Genomic DNA, 21,527 nt, shown 5'->3' on the forward strand with positions numbered 1-21,527 from the left:
GGTCAGCTCGCGGCGCGGCCAAGTTGGTTGTCGATGAAGTCGAACAGCTCGGCGGTGGACGCGGCCTCGAAGTCGGGCCGGTCGCCGGTCGTCCCGCCGAACCGGGACAGCATCGTGCGCAGCCGCTCGGTGGCCGTGGCGCGGTGGTCGTCGTCCGCCTCGGTGAGCGCGGCTTCGAGCCGGTCCAGCTCCGCCAGCACCGGCGGGGTGTCGTCGGGTGCGAGCCGGTCGAGCAGCAGCCCGGTCAGCGCGGCCGGCGTCGGGTGGTCGAACACCAGCGTCGCCTCCAGCGCGACACCGGACGCGGCGGCCAGCCGGTTGCGCAGGTCCACCGCGGTCAGCGAGTCGAACCCGAGGTCGCCGAACGGCCGTTCCAGGTCGACCCGCCGCGGGTCGCCGTGGCCGAGCACCGCCGCGACCTGGCTCCGCACCGCCTCCTCCACCAGTCGGCGGCGGTCCCCGTTCACCGCGCCCGTCAGCCGCTCGGCCAACGACACCCGCGGCGTTGCCGGCACCAGATCGCGCAGCAGAGCGGTGCGCGGCAACGCCGACAGCGGAGCCGCCACCACGGCGGGCCGGTCCACGGCCATCAGGGTCACCTGGTCCGCCAGCGTGACGGCCAGCCCGCCCCGTTGCCGGGCCAACGCCTCCATGAACGCCACGCCCGCCGCGTAGTGCGCGTATCCCGTCGCTCCCAGTCCCTCCACAGTGGACACGAACACCAACCGGCCTTCGGTCTCCCGGTGCAGCTCCCAAGCGCGATCGACGGTGTCCCGCAACGTGTCGGCCAGCATCTCGTCGGTGAGACCCGCGAGCACCGCGCTGTCCGGCACGGCCGGCCGGTGCACCACCGCGCCGTCGACCGGCCGGGGGTCGGCCGTGACCTGCACCAGCCGTGGCGCGAGCGCCCGACCGTCCCGGAACACGACCTGCGGCTCATCGGCCGCCACGACCCTCGCGAGACCGCCGGGCTCGCCCCCGACCAGCACGATCCGGTCCGGCGCTTCGACCTGCGCCGCGCGCACCAGACCCCACACCGCCGCCACGCCGGGGTCGGCGGGATCGGGCGTCAGCACCACCACCCGACTGCCGTCGGTGGCCCGCTCGCGCAGTTCCGCCAGCACGTGCCGGGTGGCGGAGTGCGCGGTCGCCACCGGGTCCGGCCCGGCCGTCACGCGGATCACCTCGGGCTCCGGGCCGTCGACGTCCGGCAGCTCCACCGGCACCCAGTCCACCTCGTACAGCGGAATCCGGTTCAGCGCACGGAACTCCACCTCGGCACGGGCGACCTCGCCACCCCGCTCGTCCAGGAACGCCGTCCCGTCGAACCGCACGGCCGTCCCCGGCGCGGTGGCCCGCAGACCACGCCACACGGCGGGCTCCAGGTCGTCGGCGACCAGGCTCAGGTCGACGCGGGCGGCCACCACCGGGCCGGCGGTCAGCGTGCCCCGGGCCTGCTCGACCCAGCCGTCCTGCCACGCGTGCACCGTCACCGGACGCGTGTCGCCGTCCGGCTCGCCGACCTTGACCTGGAGCCGCCCGGCCTCGGGCAGCGCCACGATGTCCAGGTCCACCACCGGGAACCCGACCTCGCGGCCCGCGTGCCAGACCAGCTCGGCCAGCTCCGCGCCGGTCGACGGCTTCTCGGTCACGCCGCTGAACAACACCTCGTCCCGCCCCGCGATCGGCACGGCCGCGTCCAGCACCGGGTGCCCGCTCGCGGTGCGCCGCCGAGGGCTGAGCCAGTACCGCTCCCGCTGGAACGGGTAGGTCGGCAGCACGGTCCGCCGACCGGGGAACGCCGACCAGTCGACCGCGACCGACCGCGCGTGCAGGTGGCCGAACAGCTCCACCGCCGTGTGCTGCTCGGGCCGGTCCCGCCGCAGCACCGGCAGCGCCGCCGAGCCGGCCGGCAGGACCGCTCCGAGCAGGCCGGTCAGCACCGCGTCCGGACCCAGCTCGACGAACGTCGTGACACCCGCGTCGACCAGGTTCCGGGCGGCGTCGGCGAACCGCACCGGCTCGCGCACGTGCCGCACCCAGTACTCGGAGTCGGTCCAGTCCGCCACGCCGCCGGTCACCGTGGACACGGCCGGGATGGTCGGCTCGCGGTAGGTCAACCCATGGGCCACCGCACGGAAATCAGCCAGGATCGGGTCCATCAGCGGCGAGTGGAACGCATGGCTCACGGCGAGCCGGGTGTGCCGGAACCCGGCCGCGTACGCCGACACGGCGTCCTCGTCCCCGGAGAGCACCACCGAACGCGGACCGTTGACCGCCGCGATCGCCACGCCCTCCGGCAGGTCCAGCTCGTCCTCGGCCGCCTGCACCGCGACCATCGCCCCACCCGGCGGCAGCGCCTGCATCAGCGAACCCCGTGCGGCGACCAGCTTCGCCGCGTCCGCCAGCGACAGCACACCGGACACGTGCGCCGCCGCGATCTCGCCGATCGAGTGCCCCGCCACGAAGTCCGGCCGCACGCCCCACGATTCCAGCAGCCGGAACAGCGCCACTTCGACCGCGAACAACGCGGGCTGCGCGGTCCCCGTGTCGTCGATGCTTTCTCCGGACTCGATCGCCGCCCGCACCGGCAGCAGCGCGCAGACTTCCTCGAAAGCCTTTGCGAACACCGGGAACGCTTGCGCGAGCGCCAGCCCCATGCCGACCCGCTGCGACCCTTGGCCGGTGAACATGAACGCCACCCGCCCGTCACGGGCCTGAGGCAGGGTTTCGACGTTCTTCAAGTCCTCGTGCTCCGACGCGACGACCACCGCCCGGCGTTCCAGCAACGCCCGACCCGTGCCCAGCGTGTACGCGAGGTCGGCCAACGGCACGTCCGTCAAGGCCAACCGCTTCACCAGCTCCGCCAACGCCTCCTCCGTGCGCGCGGACACGACCACCGGCACCGGCCCGGAGGCTGCCTCGGCTTCGGCCGCCGCCGGCGCCTGCTCCAGGACCACGTGCGCGTTGGTGCCGCTGACCCCGAACGACGACACCGCCGCGCGGCGCGGCCCTTCGGTCGACCATTCCCTTTGCTCAGTCAGGAGTTCCACTGCGCCCGACGACCAGTCGACGTGCGGTGTCGGCGCGTCGACGTGCAGCGTGCGCGGCAGGATGCCGTGCCGCATCGCCTGCACCATCTTGATGATCCCGCCGACCCCGGCAGCCGCTTGCGTGTGACCGAGATTGGACTTCAGCGAACCCAACGCCAACGGCCGGGCCCGCTCACCGCCGTAGACCGCGAGCAGGGCCTCGGCTTCGATCGGGTCGCCCAGCGTCGTGCCGGTGCCGTGTGCCTCCACCGCGTCCACATCGGACGGTGTTAGGCCGGCAGCCGTCAGCGCGGCCCGGATGACCCGCTGCTGCGCCGGGCCGTTCGGCGCGGTGAGCCCGTTGGACGCGCCGTCCTGGTTGACCGCCGTCCCACGGACCACCGCCAGGACCTGGTGCCCGTTGCGCTCGGCGTCCGAAAGCCGTTCCACCAACAGCACACCGGCACCCTCGGACCACCCGGTCCCGTCGGCCGCCGCCGCGAACGGCTTGCACCGGCCGTCCGGCGCGAGCCCACGCTGCCGGGAGAACTCCACGAACGCCGTCGGCGTCGCCATCACCGTCGCGCCGCCGGCCAGCGCCAGATCGCATTCACCGCTCCGCAGGGCGTTGACCGCCAGGTGCAGCGCCACCAGCGACGACGAGCACGCCGTGTCGACCGTGATCGCCGGTCCTTCCAGACCGAGCGCGTAGGCGACCCGGCCGGACGCGACACTGCCGGACGTTCCACCGACCAGGTAGCCCTCCAGCTCGGGCGGCAACGCGCCGCCGGTTCCGTAGTCGTGGTACATCAGACCGGTGAACACGCCGGTCCGGCTGCCCCGCACCGCGCCGGGGTCGACGCCCGCGCGTTCCAAGGCCTCCCAGGCGGTTTCCAGCAGCAGCCGCTGCTGCGGGTCGGTGGCCAGCGCCTCCCGGGGCGACATGCCGAAGAACTCCGGGTCGAACATGTCCGCGTCGTACAGGAACCCGCCGGACCTCGTGTAGGTGGTGCCGGACCGCTCGGGGTCCGGATCGTAAGGCACGTCCCAGCCCCGGTTGGCCGGGAAGTCGCCGATCGCGTCCACCCCGTCGGCCACCAGCCGCCACAGGTCTTCCGGCGACCGCACCCCTCCCGGGTAGCGGCACGCCATGCCCACGATCGCGATCGGCTCGTCCGCCACGGCGGTCCGCCCGGTCTCGGCGGGCGCGATCGTGCCCGCCAGGTGGGCCGCGAGCGCGGCCGGTGTCGGGTGGTCGAACACCAGCGTCGTGGCCAGCCGCTGCCCGGTGGCCTTGGCCAGCCGGTTGCGCAACTCGACCGCGGTCAACGAGTCGAACCCCAGCTCGGTGAACGCCCGCTGCGCGTCGATGCCGGCCGGGTCCGCGTGCCCGAGCACCGCCGCGACCTGCGACCGCACCAGCTCGGTCAACGCCCGCACGTCGGTCACGGCCTCGGTCCGCCGCGCCTTGCGCCGCTTCGGGGCCAGCTCCCGCAACGCCGGGTGCGGATCGTCCCGCAACGCCGCCCGGTCCAGCCCGGTGACCGCGAGCACCGGCTCGCCGGTCGCCACCGCCGCGTCGAACGCCGCCAGCGCCTCGTCCACCGCGATCGGCTTGAGCCCCAGCCGCCCGATCCGCTTTCGGTCCACTTCGGACAGTCGGCCGGACATCGCGCTGTCGGTGTCCCACAGCCCCCACGCCAGCGAGGTCGCAGGCAGACCGTGGGCGTGCCGATACGTGGCCAGCGCGTCCAGGAAGGTGTTGCCCGCCGCGTAGTTCGCCTGACCAGCCGTGCCCAAAACGCCTGCGAGCGACGAGTACAGCACGAACGCCTCTACGTCCCCCACCAGCTCGTGCAGGTTCCAGGCCGCGTCCACCTTGGGGCGCAACACCTTGTCCACCTGTTCGGGCGTCAGGGACTCGATCACGCCGTCGTCCAGCACCCCGGCCGTGTGGACGACCGCCGTCACCGGGTGCTCGGCCAGCACGGCGGCCAGCGCGTCCCGGTCCGCGACGTCGCAGGCCACCGAAACGATCTCCGCGCCACTCAGCTCCGGCGTCCGGCCACTGCGGCTGAGCAGGACGAGCTTGCGCGCGCCGTGCCGGGTGATCAGGTGCCGGGCGACGGCTTCGCCGAGTGCGCCGCTCGCACCTGTGACCAGGACCGTGTCCCAGGTCGGGCCGTCGTCCTGCGGCGGCGCGGCGGGGGTGAGGACCGGTTCGACCGCTTCCCCGTCGCGCAGCAGGACGAACCGGCCGGGGTGCTCCGCTGCGGCACTCCGGACCAGGCCGGGGATCGTTGCGTGGGTGAGGTCGTCGGTGATCTCGATGCCGACGACCTCGGCATCGGTTTCACGAAGCGCTTTCAGCACCTCATGGGTGACCTGACGGGCCTGGGAAGGCACCGACCCTTCGGGAACGAGCGGCCGGACGATGTGGTCGACCGTGGCGCGCGTGGCCCGCCACGTCGGCGTGAACAGCAGGTTCGCGCCGGTCACAGGGCCGGTGAGGGGGCGGAGGGTGAGGTCGGCGACGGACACGACCGGCGTGCCGGCGCTGTCGGCGACCAGGATCGCGACCGTCTCCGGGCCCGTGGGGGTGATCCGGACGCGGGCCGAGGCGCCCGCCGTGCCGTGGAACCGGACGCCGGACCACGCGAACGGCAGGCGGGCGGGTCGGTCCTCCACCATCCCCGGCAGGAGCGCGTGCAGTGCGGCGTCGAACAGTGCCGGGTGGATCGCGAATCCGGCGGTCGGCAGGTCTTCCGGGAGTTCGATCTCGGCGAAGACCTCGGCGTCGCTCCGCCATACCTTGCGGAGGCCTCGGAAGGCCGGGCCGTAGCCGTAGCCGTGCTGGTCGAGGCGTTCGTAGGAGATTTCGGCCTCGGGTCCGGCGGGCGGCCACACCGCCAGGCTGTCCGGCTCGGTGTCAGGTGTCCCGCGGGTGCCGGTCGCGTGTCGGGTCCACGGTTCGTCGTCGCGGCGGGAGTGGATCTCGACGGTCGAGTCGGTGCGCACGATCTGCACGGTCACCGCGCCGTGGTCGGGCACGACCAGCGGGGCGGTGACGGTCAACTCGGCGACGTCGCCCGCCATTTCCACCAATGCCGTGCCGGGTACGACGATCGTGCCGTGGACGCGGTGGTCGGCCAGCCACGGGTGGCCGGCGGTGGACAGCTTGCCGGTGAGGATGGTCGAACCGTCCGACAGTTCGACCATCGAGCCCAGCAAGGGATGTCCGGCGGGGCTTGATCCGGCCGCCGCCCCGTCCCCGGCGACCGGGGAGAGCCAGAACCTCTTGCGCTGGAAGGCGTACGTGGGCAGGGAGACGTGGTGGGCGGCCGGGAAGACGGCGGTCCAGTCCGGGTCGACGCCCTGCATGTGCAGGTCGGCCAGCGCGTCGGCCACCGTCAGCGGTTCGGCGTGGTCGGCGCGCAGCATCGGCACGGGCTTGATGTCGTCGTATGCGGCGGCGGTGAGGCCGGAGAGGACGGCGTCGGGGCCGAGTTCCACGAGGGTGCGGACGCCTTCGTCGTGGAGCGTGGTGAGTGCGTCGTGGAACCGGACCGTGGCACGGACCTGGTTCACCCAGTACTCGGGGTCCGTCCAGTCCGCGTGACGCGTGACCGTCGACACCACCGGGATCTCCGGCTGCCGGTAGTCCAGAGTCGTTGCCACGGCGCGGAAGTCGGCCAGCATGGGGTCCATCGCGGGGGAGTGGAACGCGTGGCTGACCGTGAGTCGCTTGCTCTTCAGGCCTTCGGCGGCCGTCAGGACCGCGTCCTCCGGCCCGGACAGGACGACCGACCGGGGGCCGTTGACCGCCGCGATCGCCACGCCGTCCGGGAGGTCGATCTCGTCCTCGGCGGCCTGCACGGCGACCATCGCGCCGCCGGTCGGCAGGGCCTGCATGAGCCGGCCGCGGGCGGCGACGAGCTTCGCCGCGTCGGGCAGGGACAGGACGCCTGCGACGTGGGCGGCGGCGAGTTCGCCGATGGAGTGGCCGACCAGGAGGTCCGGGCGGATGCTCCAGGACTCCAGGAGCCGGAACAGCGCGACTTCGACGGCGAACAGGGCGGGCTGCGCGTTGCCGGTGAGGTCGAGGCCGTCGCCGGACTCGATCACGGCACGCACCGGCAGGTGCTCGCAGACCTCGGCGAAGGCCTGGGCGAACACCCGGTGGTGCTCGGCGAGTGCGAGGCCCATGCGGACGCGTTGCGCGCCTTGGCCGGTGAAGGCGAACGCGAGCTTGCCGCGCTTCGGGATGACCGCTTCGGGGAAGTCCGCCAAGTTGGTCGACGCCGCGCGGTACGGCATCGGGGTGCGGGTGGCCAGGGTGAACGCGGCATCCGCGCCGACCGCGCCGTGCTCGGCGAGCCGACGTGCCTGCGCCGCGACCGCTTCCGGACTCCGGCCGGACAACACGATCGGCACCGGTCCCTCGCGCATCGGGTCTTCGTGCGCCGAGTCGTCGCGGTCCAATCCCTCGGGCGATGCTTCTTCGATCACGACGTGCGCGTTGGTGCCGCCGAAACCGAACGACGACACCGCACCGCGCCGGGGCCGGTCGGCACGGGGCCACTCGCGAGCCTCCGTCAGCAGTTCCACCGCGCCAGACGACCAGTCGACGTGCGTGGACGGCTCCTCGGCGTGCAAAGTACGCGGCAGGACGCCGTGCCGCATCGCCTGCACGACCTTGATGACACCGCCGACACCGGCTGCGGCCTGGGCGTGCCCGATGTTGGACTTCAACGACCCCAGCCACACCGGATCGGCGCGGTCCTGGCCGTAGGTCGCGAGCACCGCCCGTGCTTCGATCGGGTCGCCCAGAGTCGTGCCGGTGCCGTGCGCCTCCACCAGATCCACGTCCGAAATGGACAGTTGTGCGGCGGCCAGGGCGGCGCGGATCACGCGTTCCTGGGCTGGGCCGTTGGGCGCGGTGAGGCCGTTGGACGCGCCGTCGGAGTTCACCGCGGACCCGCGCACGACGGCGAGCACCCGGTGGCCGTTGCGGCGCGCGTCGGACAGCTTCTCCAGCAGCAGGACGCCGACGCCCTCCGCCCAGCCGGTGCCGTCCGCGTGCTCGGAGAAGGACTTGCAGCGGCCGTCCGCCGCGAGGCCGCGCAGGCGGGAGAACTCGATGAACGCGGTCGGCGTGGACATCACCGTCGCGCCACCGGCCAGCGCCAGCGTGCATTCGCCTCGCCGCAGGGCGTTCGCGGCCAGGTGGAGCGCAACCAGGGACGACGAGCACGCCGTGTCGACGGTGACGGTCGGGCCTTCCAGCCCGAACGTGTACGCCAGGCGACCGGACGCGATGCTGCCCGCGCTGCCGCTGAACAGGTAGCCCTCCGCCTCGTCGGGCGGGAGGTTGGGACGGGAGCCGTAGTCGTTGTACATCACGCCGACGAACACGCCGGTGCGGCTGCCGCGCAGCGACTCCGGGTCGACGCCGGCGCTTTCCACGGTCTCCCAGGTGGTTTCCAGCAGCAGTCGCTGTTGCGGGTCCACGGCCAGCGCCTCGCGGGGCGACATGCCGAAGAACTCCGCGTCGAAGCGGTCCGCGTCGTGCAGGAAGCCGCCGTGGTCGGTGGTGGACCGGCCGACCTGGTCCGGGTCCGGGTCGTGCAGGTCGGCGGGCCAGCCCCGGTTCGCCGGGAACGGGGTGACGGCGTCGCCGCCGTCCGCCACCAGCCGCCACAGGTCGTCCGGCGACCGCACGTCGCCGGGGTAGCGGCAGGCCATGCCGACGATCGCGACCGGTTCCTGCTCGCGGTCCTCCGCCTCCTTGAGCCGCCGGCGCGCGTCGCGGGCGTCCGCGATGGCCCGCTTGAGGTAGTCGCGGAGCTTGTCTTCGTCAGCCACGTCGTCTCCTAGTCCAGCTCGTCGACCAGTGCGAACAGCGCCTCGTCGTCGGCCGCGTCGAGGTCGGAGTCTTGTGCCGGGCGAACGCCCAGCAAGGTGCGCAGGCGGTCCAGCTCGGTGTCCTCCAGGCCGCCCGACCGGATCAGCTCCGCCAGGCGGTCGACCACCGGGTCGGGTTCGCCGGTCCCGACCAGCGAGCCGAGGTGGTCCGCCAGCGCCTCCGGGCTCGGGTGGTCGAACACGACCGTGGTGGGCAGCGTCAGGCCGGTCGCCGCGCCGAGCTGGTTGCGCAGCTCGACAGCGGTCAGCGAGTCGAAGCCCAGTTCGGTGAACGCCCGCCGGGTGTCGATGGCCGACGCGTCGTCGTGGCCGAGCACCGCGGCGACGTGCGCGCGGACCAGGCTCGGCAGGTCGGTGATGTCAGGAGCCTTGGGTGCCGCGGCCTTCCGTGTCCGCACCAGGTCCCGCAGCACGGCGGGCAGGTCGTCACGGCCCCGCAGTGCGGCCAGGTCGAGCCTGGTCACCGCGAGCACGGGCGCTCCGTGGGCCAACGCGGCGTCGAAGAGTTCCATGCCCTCGTCGGTGGCCAGCGGCTTCAGGCCCGCACGGGCGATCCGCCGAAGGTCCACTTCGGACAGTCCGCCGGACAGGTCACTTTCGGTCTCCCACAGTCCCCACGCCAGCGAGGTCGCGGGCAGGCCGAGTGCGTGCCGATGCACGGCCAGCGCGTCCAGGAACGTGTTGCCCGCCGCGTAGTTCGCCTGACCGGCCGTGCCGAGCAGGCCCGCGACCGACGAGTACAGCACGAACGCCTCAACCTCCCCGGCCAGCTCGTGCAGGTTCCACGCCGCGTCCACCTTGGGGCGCAACACCTTGTCGACCTGCTCGGCGGTCAGCCCGGCCAGCGTGCCGTCGTCCACCACACCTGCCGTGTGCACGATCGCGGTCGGCCGGTGTCGCGCCAGCACATCGGCCAGCGCATCACGGTCGGCGGCGTCGCAGGCCACGAGGTGCGCGGTGGCACCAAGTCCGTCGAGTTCCGCCTGCAACTCGGCAGCGCCGGGCGCGTCGGGGCCTCGGCGACTGAGCAGCGCCAGTTCCCGCACTCCGTGCCCGGTCACGAGGTGCCGTGCCAGCACCTTGCCCAGCGCACCCGTCGCGCCGGTGATCAGCACCGGGCCGCTCCCCCAGCTCACGTCCGCGTCCGCCGAAGGCGTCTTGGTCAAGCGTGGCACCAGGATCTCGCCACCGCGCACGGCGACCTCGGGCTCATCCAAGCCCAACGCGGTATCCAGGAGTGCGTCGTCGTCGACCTCCGCCAGGACGAACCGGCCCGGCTGCTCGGCCTGCGCACTGCGCACCAGGCCACGCACCACCGCGTGCTCCACGCAGTCCCGGATGACGACCGCGAGCCGGCCATCGGCTTCGCGCAACGCCTTCAGCACGTCGTGCACGGCCTCCCGCGCATCGCCGGCCGCCGGAACCCGGTACACCGCCAGGGAATGCGGTCGGTCTGTCACGGTCACCGGACGCCAGGTGAGCGTGTGCAGCCCGTCACGCGGCGCGCCACGGCCCAGCGGGCGCAACGCCAACTCGTCCACGGTGAGCACCGGTGTGCCGGCGGCGTCGGCGACCACCAGCGACACCGAGGAGCCGCGCCTGGTCAGCCGTGCCCGCGCGGCAGTTGCGGTCGAGTGCACGGTGACCCCGCTCCACGAGAACGGCAGCACCGGCTCGGCGTCGTCGTCCGCCACACCCGGCAGCAACGCGTGCAGGGCGGCGTCGAGCACGGCCGGGTGCACCAGGAATCCCTTGTCCTCAGGCCCCGACAGCTCGGCATAGAGGTCATCACCCCGCCGCCACAACGCTTTCAATCCCTGGAACGCCGGCCCGTACCGGTAGCCGTGGTCCGCCAGCCGGTCGTAGACGCCGTCCAGGTCGATCGGCTCGGCGTCCGGCCAGTCGAGCGGCGGAGCGGGCACGGAGTCCTCGGTCAGCGTGCCGGACGCGTGCAGTTCCCATGGCGTCAAGTCGTCGGGGCGCGCGTGGATGGTCACCGGGCGGCGGCCGGAGTCCGGCGCGCCGACCGTGACCTGGAGTTGGGCGGTGCCCAGCACCAGCGGCGCGGCCAAGGTCAGCTCGGCCAGGTGCGGGCAGCTTGCGTGCGCGCCCGCCGTGAGCGCGAGTTCGGCGAACGCCGTGCCGGGGAACAGGATCTCGTCGCGCACCCGGTGGTCGGCGAGCCAGGAGGCCGCCGACACGCGTCCGGTGAGCACCACCGTGTCGCCGCCGGCCAGTTCGACCACCGCGCCGAGCAACGGGTGCCGGGTGTCGCCGAGCCCCAGGGCGTCCGCCGACCGGGCCGTGCGGGGCGCGTCGAGCCAGAACCGGCGGCCCTGGAACCGGTAGGTGGGCAGCGACACCGGCCGGGCGTCACCGAAGTCCCAGTGCACGTCCACGCCACGGGTGTGCAGGACGCCGAGGGCGGACAGCGCGGTCTCCAGTTCCGGACGGCCGGCGCGCAGGACGGGGACGGCCGAGCCGGGGTCGGCGGTGAGGCACTGGCGGGCCAGCGCGGTCAGCACGCCGTCCGGGCCGAGTTCCACGAACTCGGTGGCGCCCAGGCGTTCCAGGGTGCGCACGCCGTCCAGGAAGCGCACGGCCTCGCGGATGTGCCGCACCCAGTAGTCCGGCGAACGCAATTGCTCGACGGTCGCGGGCTCGCCGGTCACGTCCGAGACCACCGCGATGGCCGGCTCGCGGAACGCCACCCCGGACAGGTCGGCCCGGAACGCGGCCAGCACGTCGTCCATGTGCGGCGAGTGGAACGCGTGGCTCACCGGCAGCCGCCGGGTGCGCCGGCCGCTCGCCGACCACTCGGCGATCGCTGCCGCCACCGCGTTCTCGTCACCCGACACGACGGTCGAGCGCGGGGCGTTCACCGCCGCGATGGCCAGCACGCCGCGCAGCGACGCCCGCACTTCGTCCTCCGTGGCCTCGATCGCGGCCATCGCGCCGTCGTCGCGGGCCGACTGCATGGCCCGGCCGCGTGCGGCGACCAGGGTGCAGGCGTCGGCCAGGTCGAACACGCCCGCGATGTGCGCGGCGGCGACCTCGCCCACCGAGTGGCCGAACACGTAGTCCGGCCGCACGCCGTGGTGCTCCACGAACCGGTACAGCGCGACCTCGACGGCGAACAGCGCCGCCTGGGTGAACGCCGTCTGGTCCAGCAGCGCCGAGTCCGCGCTGTGCTCCTCGGCGAACATGACGGTCCTCAATGGACGGTCGAGCACCGGATCGAGGTGTGCGCAGACCTCGTCCAACGCCTGCCGGAAGACCGGCGACCGGTCATAGAGGTCGCGGCCCATGCCGACCCGCTGGCTGCCCTGGCCGGTGAACAGGAAGGCGGTCTTGCCGCGTCCCGCGCCGTCACCGGTCGCCAGGTCTCCCAACAATTCGTCATGCCCGAAGACCACGGCACGGCGGTCGAGCAGGGCCCGTCGGGACAAGGTGAGGCCGACGTCGGCCGGGTCCGTTTCCGGGTGCGCGGCGAGGTGCGTGTGCAGGGCGGCGGCTTGGGCGCGCAGTGCCTCGTCGTCCCGGGCGGACAGGACCCACGGCACGACCTCGGGTGTCACGCGGTCGGTGGGAGCGGGCTCGGTGGGAGCGGGCTCGGGGACCTGTTCGATGATGACGTGCGCGTTGGTCCCGCTGATGCCGAACGACGACACCGCCGCCCGGCGCGGACGCCCGTCCACCGGCCACTCGCGGGGCTCGGTGAGCAGTTCCACCGCTCCCGAGGACCAGTCGACGTGCGGCGAGGCCTCCTCGGCGTGCAAGGTGGGCGGCATGACGCCGTGCCGCATCGCCTGCACCACCTTGATGATGCCGCCGACACCGGCCGCCGCTTGGGCGTGCCCGATGTTGGACTTGAGCGATCCCAGCCAGAGCGGTCGCGTGCGCTTTTGGCCGTAGGTGGCCAGCAGGGCCTGGGCTTCGATCGGGTCGCCCAGCCGCGTGCCGGTGCCGTGCGCCTCCACCAGGTCCACGTCGTCCGTCGTCAGCCGGGCCGCGCCGAGCGCCGAGCGGATCACCCGTTCCTGCGACGGCCCGTTGGGCGCGGTGAGGCCGTTGGACGCGCCGTCGGAGTTGACCGCCGACCCGCGCAGCACGGCCAGCACCCGGTGGCCGCGCCTGCGGGCGTCGGAGAGCCGTTCCACCAGCAGGAGACCGACTCCTTCGGACCAGCCGGTGCCGTCTGCGTCGGCGGAGAACGACTTGCAGCGGCCGTCGGCGGACAGCCCGCGCTGCCGGGAGAACTCGACGAACGTGCTCGGGCCCGCCATCACGGTCACGCCGCCGGCCAGCGCGAGGTCGCATTCCCCCTGCCGCAACGCGTTCGCCGCGAGGTGCAGGGCGACCAGCGACGACGAGCACGCCGTGTCGACGGTCATCGCGGGGCCTTCGAGGCCGTAGGTGTAGGCGAGGCGACCGGAGATGACGCTGGAGGTGTTGCCCGCCAACAGGAAGCCTTCGACCTCGGCCGGCGTCTCGGGCAGCCGGGAGGCGTAGTCGTCGTACATCACGCCGGTGAACACGCCGGTCCGGCTGCCGCGCACGTCGCCGGGGTCGACGCCCGCGTCCTCGAACGCCTCCCACGCCGTCTCCAGCAGCAGCCGCTGCTGCGGGTCGGTGGCCAGCGCCTCGCGCGGCGACATGCCGAAGAACTCCGCGTCGAACAGGTCGGCGTCGTGCAGGAACCCGCCGGACTTCGTGTAGGTGGCCCCCAGCTTGTCCGGGTCCGGGTCGTAGAGGGCGTCGATGTCCCAGCCCCGGTTGGTCGGGAAGCCGGTGATGGCGTCCGTGCCTTCCGACACCAGCCGCCACAGGTCTTCCGGCGAGCGCACGTCGCCGGGATAGCGGCAGGCCATGCCGACGATGGCGATCGGCTCGTCGGCCCGCACCGTCGTCGTCCACTCGGTCTTCCGGTTGCCCTCCGCCAGGTACGCGGCGAGCGCGGTCGGCGTCGGGTGGTCGAAGACGAGGGTGGTGGGCAGCTTCCGGCCGGTGGCCGCGATCAGCCGGTTCCGCAGGTCCACGCCCGCCAGCGAGTCGAAGCCCTGGTCGCGGAACGCCTTCGCCGGGTCGACTGCCGTGCCGTTCGCGTGACCGAGCGCGGCGGCGGCCAGTGAGCGCACCAGGTCGAGCGCGGTCGCTTCGGTCAGCGACGACACGGCCTTCGTGACGCGCCGCTTCACCAGTCCGCGCAACGGTCCGGGCACGAGGTCACCGTCCACTCGGGACGGATCGAGTGCGGCCGGCACGAGCAGCGCCGCGTCACCGGACAGCGCGCGGTCGAGCAGCGCCAAGCCGCGCGCCGGGTCCAGCGGGGCGACCCCGGACCTGGCCCAGCGCGCGAGGTCGGCCTCGCTCAGGGTCTCCCCCATGCCCGCGTCCCACAGGCCCCAGGCCAGCGAGGTGGCCGGGAGGCCCTGCGCCCGGCGGTGCGCGGCGAGGGCGTCCAGGTAGGTGTTGGCGGCGGCGTAGTTGGCCTGGCCGGCCGTGCCGAGGATGCCGGAGACCGACGAGAACAGGACGAACGCCCGCACGTCGCCGGCCAGTTCGTGCAGGTGGCGGGCGGCGAGGGCCTTGGGCGCGAGCACCCGGTCGACCTGCTCGTCGGTCAACGCGGTGGTGGTCGCGTCGTCCAGCACGCCGGCGGTGTGGATGACGGCGGTGAGCCGTTCGCCGTCGAGCAGTGCGGCGAGGGCCGTGCGGTCGGACACGTCGACGGCGGCGACGCGGGCTCCCAATTCGTCGGCGAGTTCGCGCGCGCCGGGTGCGTCCAGGCCGCGCCTGCTCACCAACAGGAGGTCCCGCACTCCGTGGTGCTCGTGCAGGTGCCGGGCGACCAGGGCACCGAGTCCGCCGGTGCCGCCGGTGACCAGCACGGTGCCGTCGAGCGTCGCCGGCTCCCCGAGTTCGGTCCGGGTCAGGCGGGGCACGAGGAAACCGTTGTCGCGCACGGCGACCTGCGGTTCGCCGGTGGCCACCGCGGCGGCGACGGAGTCCGGGTCGTCCGCGTCGACCACGACCACGCGGTCGGGGTGCTCGGACTGCACGACCCGCACCAGGCCCCACACGGCGGCGTTGGCCAGGTCGTCCACCGGGTCTCCGGGGCGCGTCGCGACCGCGCGGCGGGTGTGGAAGACCAGCCGGTCGCCGCCGTCGTGCTCCTCGGCCAGCCAGTCCTTGATCAGGCTCAACGCCCGGCGCACGGCCACACCGGGGTCGTCGCCGCCGACGGGTGGCACGACCACCAGGTCGCCGACCGGTTCCTCACCGGCGACCTCGGTCCAGGTCACGGTGAACGTCGAGCTGCCGGCGAGGCCGTTCTTGGCGACCGCGCGGAGCGTGATGCCCTCGATCGTGCCGACCGGGAGGCCGTCGCCGCTCGCGAGGTCGATGGTGAAGGTGTCCTCACCGGCGGGCGTGATGCGCACGCGCAGTTCCATGACGCCGGGCGCGGTCAGCTCGACGCCGCTCCACGCGAACGGCAGCCGGATCCGGTCGGGCGCGGCCGGTTCGAGCACCAGCGGGTGCAGGACCGCGTCCAGCAGGGCCGGGTGGATCGCGAAACCCGTTGCGGGGACGTCGATCGCGACCTCGGCGTAGCGGGTGTCGCCATCCCTCCACATCCGGCGCAAGCCCTGGAACGGGCCGCTGTAGTCGTAGCCTAGGGCTGCCAGGCGGTCGTAGGCGTCCTCGACCGGCTCCTCCGTCGCTTCCGGCGGCCACGGGAAGGGTTCGGCGGTGGACACCGCCTCGGTGAGCGTGCCGGAGGCGTGGCGCTGCCAGGTGTCGAGCCGGGAGTGCACGGTGAACCGGCCGTCCCGGACCGTCACCTGGACCTGGACCGACCCGTCCTCCGGGACGACCAGCGGGGCTTCCAGGGTCAGGTCGTCCACGCGGGCGAGGCCGACCCGCTCGCCCGCCGCGAGCGCGAGTTCCAGGAACGCCGTGGCGGGCACGAGCACCGAGCCGTTCACGACGTGACCGCTCAGCCACGGCTGGGCGGTGAGCGACACTTCGCCGCTGAGCACGACCTCGTCCCGTTCGGCGAGGTCCACCACACTGGTCACCAGGCCGGTGGCGCGGGTTCCCGGCGTCAGCCAGTACAGGTCGCGGCGGAACGGGTAGGTCGGCACGTCGGCACGTTCGGCGTCGGGCACGAACGACCCGACGTCGAGCGGCGCGCCGTGGGCGTGCGCGTGGGCCAGGCCCTGCACGGCGGTGAGCGCTTCGGGACGTCCCGCGCGCCCCAGCGACACGGCCGTGACGCCGGCGGCCTGCGCCAGCGGTGCGAGGACAGCGTCCGGGCCGAACTCCACGAACACCGTCGCGCCGTGGTTTTCCAGGCCGCGCACGGCATCCAGGAACCGGACCGTGGCGCGGATCTGGCGGGTCCAGTGCTCGGCGTCCGGGGTCAGCGGTTCGCCCGTCACCGTGGAGATCACCTGGATCTGCGGGGCGTGGTAGGTGATCGTGTCCGCGATCTTGCGGAACTCGTCCAGCACCTCGTCCATGTGCGGCGAGTGGAATGCGTGGCTCACCTGGAGTCGGCGGGTGCGGGCGAAGCGCTCGGCGACGGCCGTGACGGCGTCCTCGTCGCCCGCGAGCACCACGGAGTCCGGGCTGTTGACGGCCGCGAGCGAGACACCCTCGGGCAGGTCACCGAGGTCGGTTTCGGTCGCCTGCACGGCGATCATCACGCCACCGGCGCGGGCAGCCTGCATGAGCCGGCCGCGTGCGGCGACCAGCTTCGCCGCGTCGTCCAGGGTGAGCACGCCGGCGAGGTGGGCGGCGGTCAGCTCGCCGATGGAGTGGCCCGCGAGCAGGTCGGGCTTCAGGCCGTGGTGCTCGGCGAGGCGGTAGAGCGCGGTTTCGTAGGCGAACAGCGCGGGCTGCGTGTAGCGGGTCTCGTGCAGCTCCGGGCAGTCGCTGAACATCAGGTCCTTGAGCGGCACGTCCAGGTGCGGTTCGAACGCAGTCAGCGCGGCGTCCAACGCTTGCGCGAACACCGGGAACGCCGCGTACAGCTCCCGCCCCATGCCCGCGTGTTGCGCGCCTTGGCCGGTGAACAGCACGGCGGTGCGGCCGTTGGGAGGCGCGTGGCCGGTCAGGGGCGGCCCTTGGAAGTCTTCGGGTGTGGTGCCGACCAGCACGGCGCGGTGGTCGAACCTGGTGCGTCCGGCGAGCGTCCTCGCCACCTCGGCGATGTCCGTGCGCCCGCGCACTCGTTCGGCGTGCCTCAGGGCGGTTTCGGCGTCGTGGCCGCTGAACACCCACGGGACGGGCGTGGTGACCTCGGTGTGCGTGGGCTCGTGGAGGTCGCCCTGCTCCAGCACGAGGTGCGCGTTGGTGCCGCTGATGCCGAACGACGAGATGCCCGCCCGGCGGGGACGGCCGGTGTCCGGCCAACTCCGCTGCCCGGTCAGGAGTTCGACCTTGCCCGAGGTCCAGTCGACCTTCGGCGTAGGCTCGGCCACGTGCAGGGTGCGCGGCAACTGACCGTGCCGCATCGCCTCCACCAGCTTGATCACGCCGCCGACACCGGCCGCCGCCTGCGCGTGCCCGAGGTTGGACTTCAGCGAGCCCAGCCACAGCGGTTCGGCGCGGTCCTGGCCGTAGGTGGCGAGGATCGCCTCGGCTTCGATCGGGTCGCCGAGCGAGGTCCCGGTGCCGTGGGCCTCCACCGCGTCGACGTCCGAAGTGGACAGTCCGGCGTCGGCGAGCGCCTGGCGGATCACGTGTTGCTGGGACCGGCCGTTCGGGGCGGTGAGGCCGTTGGACGCGCCGTCGGAGTTGATCGCGCTGCCCCGGATGGTCGCGAGCACCCGGTGGTTGTTGCGACGGGCCTCGGACAGCTTCTCCAGGACGAGCAGGCCGACGCCTTCGGCCCACGCCGTGCCGTCCGCGTCGGCCGCGAACGACTTGCAGCGCGCGTCGGCGGCCAGGCCGTGCTGGCGGGAGAACTCCAGGAACATGCCGGGCGTGGCCATGACCGCGACGCCACCCGCGATGGCCGTGCTCGACTCGCCGCTGCGCAGTGACCGCACGGCCAGGTGCAGGGCGACCAGCGACGAGGAGCAGGCCGTGTCGACGGTCAGCGCGGGGCCGACCGTGCCGAGCTGGTAGGCGATGCGGCCGGACATGACACTCGGCGTCGCACCGGTCAGCACGTGCCCCTCGGCCTGGTCGGTCGCCTCGTGCATCCGGGGGCCGTAGTCGCCGGTCGTGCCGCCGACGAACACGCCGGTCCGGCTGCCGCGCAACGACTCGGGGTCGATCCCGGCCCGTTCCACGGCTTCCCACGCGGTCTGGAGGAGCAGGCGTTGCTGCGGGTCCATCACCAGGGCTTCGCGGGGCGAGATGCCGAAGAACGCCGGGTCGAACTCGGCCGCGCCGGCGAGGAAACCGCCCTCGCGCACGTAACTGGCGCCGGACCGGTCCGGATCGGGGTGGTACAGGTCGGACGCCCAGCCCCGGTCGGCGGGGAACGGGCCCACCGCGTCCCGGCCTTCGGCGACCAGCCGCCAGAGGTCTTCGGGTGAGGTGACGCCGCCGGGGAAGCGGCAGGCCATGCCGACGATCGCGATCGGCTCGTCACTTGCCGAGTCCACTGTGGACTCTTCGGTCTGGTCGTCGCTGCGCAGGTAGTCGATGACGGCGTTCGGGGTGGGGTGCTCGAACAGCAGGCCGGTGGGGAGGGCGCGATGGGTCGCCGTGGCCAGGTTCTCGCGCAGCTCCACGCCCATCAGGGAGTCGAAGCCCAGGTCGCGGAACGGGCGGCGCAGGTCCACCTTGCCGGGGTCCGCGCCGAGCACGGCTGCGACATGGGCGGTGACCAACTGGGCGATGTCCTGGGATTGCTCGACCTTGTCGGGCGCGGTGTGCTCGTCCAGCCAGTGACGTTCCCGCTGGAACGGGTAGGTGGGCAGCTTGACCCGCCGGGCGCGGAACGCCGTCCAGTCGACCTCGATGCCTCGGGTGTGGGCGGCGGCGAGCGCGGTCAGGGCGGTGGTCGGCTCGTCGTTGTCCTTGCGCATCAACGGGAACGCTCGAACCCCCGCGTCGGCCGCCATCGCCGAGCACACGCCGTCCGGGCCGGTCTCGATGAGCGTCGTGACGTCGAGTGCCTGCACGGCCTGGAGGAAGCGGACCGGTTCGCGGACCTGCCGGACCCAGTACTCCGGGTCGGTCAGGTCGGCGTCGGCGGAAACCGTCGAGACGATCGGGATCTGCGGCTCGTTGAAGGTGAGCTTTCGGACGACCTCGCGGAACCCGTCCAGCATCGGGTCCATCAGCGGCGAGTGGAAAGCATGGCTCACGGCGAGGCGTTTCGACCTGGCGGGCAACGTCCCGACGTAGTCCAGGACCGCTTGCCCCAGGCCGGACAGGACGACCGCGCGGGGGCCGTTGACGGCGGCCAGCGCGACGTCGTCCGGGAGGTCGAGGTCGTCTTCGGTCGCTTCCACGGCGACCATCGCGCCGCCGGGCGGCAGGGCCTGCATGAGGTCACCGCGCGCGGTGACCAGGGCGCAGGCGTCGGGCAGGGACAGGATGCCGGCGACGTGCGCGGCGGCCACCTCGCCGATCGAGTGGCCCAGCAGGACTCGCGGTTCGAGGCCCCAGGACTCGGCGAGCCGGTAGGCAGCCACCTCCACCGCGAACAGGGCGGGCTGGGTCCAGCCCGTGTCGTCCAGGCCTTCGCCGGACGTGATGACGCGGCGGAGGTCCGGGTCCAGGTGGGCGCAGACCTCGTCGAAAGCCTGGGCGAACACCGGGAACGCCTGGTGGAGCTGGAGTCCCATGCCCGCGCGCTGCGCGCCTTGTCCGGTGAAGACCATGCCGAGGGAGCCATCGGTCGCGGTGCCGGTGATCACGCCGGGAGCCGGGGCGCCGGTGGCGATCGCGGTCAGGCCCTCGTCCAGGGCCGCACGGTCGGCCGCGATCACCACGGCTCGGTGTTCGAAAGCCGTGCGCGTGGTGGCCAGCGACCAGCCGAGGTCACGCGGCTCTCCCGGCGTGTCACGCAGCAGGGCGGCATGGGCACGCAACGCTTCACCGCTCCGCCCCGACAACGGCACCACCGCAACACCGACATCGGCCGCCGCCCCGCTGCCGTCCTTCACCGGCGCGGGCGGTTCGGACACGACGAGGTGGCAGTTCGTGCCGCCCATGCCGAACGAACTCACCCCCGCCACCAGCGGCCGGCCGGCGTGCGGCCAGCCCGAGTGTCCGGTGTGGACGGTCAGGCCGTGCTCGTCCAGCGGGATGCGCGGGTTCGGCGTGGCGAAGTTCAGGCTGCCGGGCAGCTCGCGATGGCGGATCGACAGGATCGCCTTGAGCAGTCCGGCGATACCCGCCGCGCCCTCCAGGTGCCCGATGTTGGTCTTGACCGACCCCACCGCCAGCGGAGCGGGCCGACCGGCGAACACCGCGCCCAGCCCCGCCGCCTCGACCGGGTCGCCGACGGGCGTGCCGGTGCCGTGCAGTTCGACGTACTGGACGGCCTCCGCGTCGACGCCCGCCCGCCGCTGCGCCGCACGCACCACGGCCGCCTGCGTCTCGGGTCCGGGCACGGTCAGACCGGGTGTGGCCCCGTCGTTGTTGACCGCGCTCCCCCGGATCACGGCATACACGTCGTCGCCGTCCGCCAGAGCGGCGCGGAGCGGCTTGAGCACGACGACCGCCGCACCCTCACCGCGGACGTAGCCGTTGGCACGGGCGTCGAACGTGAAGCACCGGCCGTCCGGCGACAGACCGCCGAACTTGTCCGCGCCCAGCGCCCCCTCGCCGAGGATGTTCAGGTTCACGCCCGCCGCGACGGCCAGCGGCGATTCGCCGGCGCGCACGCTCTCCGCCGCGAGGTGCACGGCGACCAGGGACGACGACTGGGCGGTGTCCACGACGACGCTCGGACCGCGCAGGTCCAGCGCGTACGACACGCGGTTGGCGATGATGCCGCGGTGGGTGCCGGTGTTGGTGTGCTGGGTGATCTTGCCACGCCCCAGCGCGAGGCTGGTGTAGTCGTCGCGCAGCGAGCCCACGAACACGGACGCGGCAGTGCCGGCCAGCGACGCCGGGACGATGCCCGCGTCCTCCAGCGCCTCCCAGGCCAGCTCCAGCACCAGCCGCTGCTGAGGGTCGGTGGCGGCGGCCTCGCGGGGCGAGATGCCGAAGAACCCGGCGTCGAAGTCGCCCACGGAATCCAGGAACGCGCCGAACCGCGCACCGCGCACCGCCCGCGCGTCCGGTGACAACGCCTCCCAGCGGTGCCGGGGCAGCTCCGTCACGGCGTCGCGCCCGTCGCGCAGCAGCCGCCAGAACGAGGTGGGGTCGGCCGCGCCGGGCAGCCGGCAGGACACACCGACCACCGCGACCGTGTCGTCCAGGTTCGTCATCGACAAGTCCTCCGCTGCTGGATGCTTCCGATATCCGTTCCTACCGGGAAATTGCCCGGAGCCAGTCATGAAACGGTCGTCGCCCGTTCTGTCGATTGGCGGATTACCGGTCCGTGACCGCCACCCGGTTAACGTCGGAACCGTAATTCGCCGACCCCCGCAG

2 protein-coding genes are annotated in these 21,527 nt (G+C 73.2%); both read right to left on the reverse strand.

Features of this window, described 5'->3' with window-relative positions; all coding sequences use genetic code 11:
• Positions 1-2 precede the first annotated feature (2 nt).
• A complete protein-coding gene (locus ACQPZF_RS28460; RefSeq protein ID WP_433262053.1) occupies positions 3-8,897 on the reverse strand; it encodes an SDR family NAD(P)-dependent oxidoreductase in 8,895 nt (2,964 codons plus the stop codon).
• Positions 8,898-8,905: 8 nt separating this feature from the next.
• Positions 8,906-21,364: an SDR family NAD(P)-dependent oxidoreductase gene (locus tag ACQPZF_RS28465; protein ID WP_433262056.1), complete on the reverse strand. Its 12,459-nt coding sequence runs from the start codon at positions 21,362-21,364 to the stop codon at positions 8,906-8,908.
• Between the last annotated feature and the right edge of the window lie 163 nt (positions 21,365-21,527).

It is taken from the genome of Actinosynnema sp. CS-041913 (assembly GCF_050942485.1).
Lineage (GTDB): Bacteria > Actinomycetota > Actinomycetes > Mycobacteriales > Pseudonocardiaceae > Actinosynnema.

Bases quoted from the DNA above. Each gene is read 5' to 3' on its own strand.
- ACQPZF_RS28465 (WP_433262056.1), bottom strand. From the start codon at position 21,364: ATGACGAACCTGGACGACACGGTCGCGGTGGTCGGTGTGTCCTGCCGG.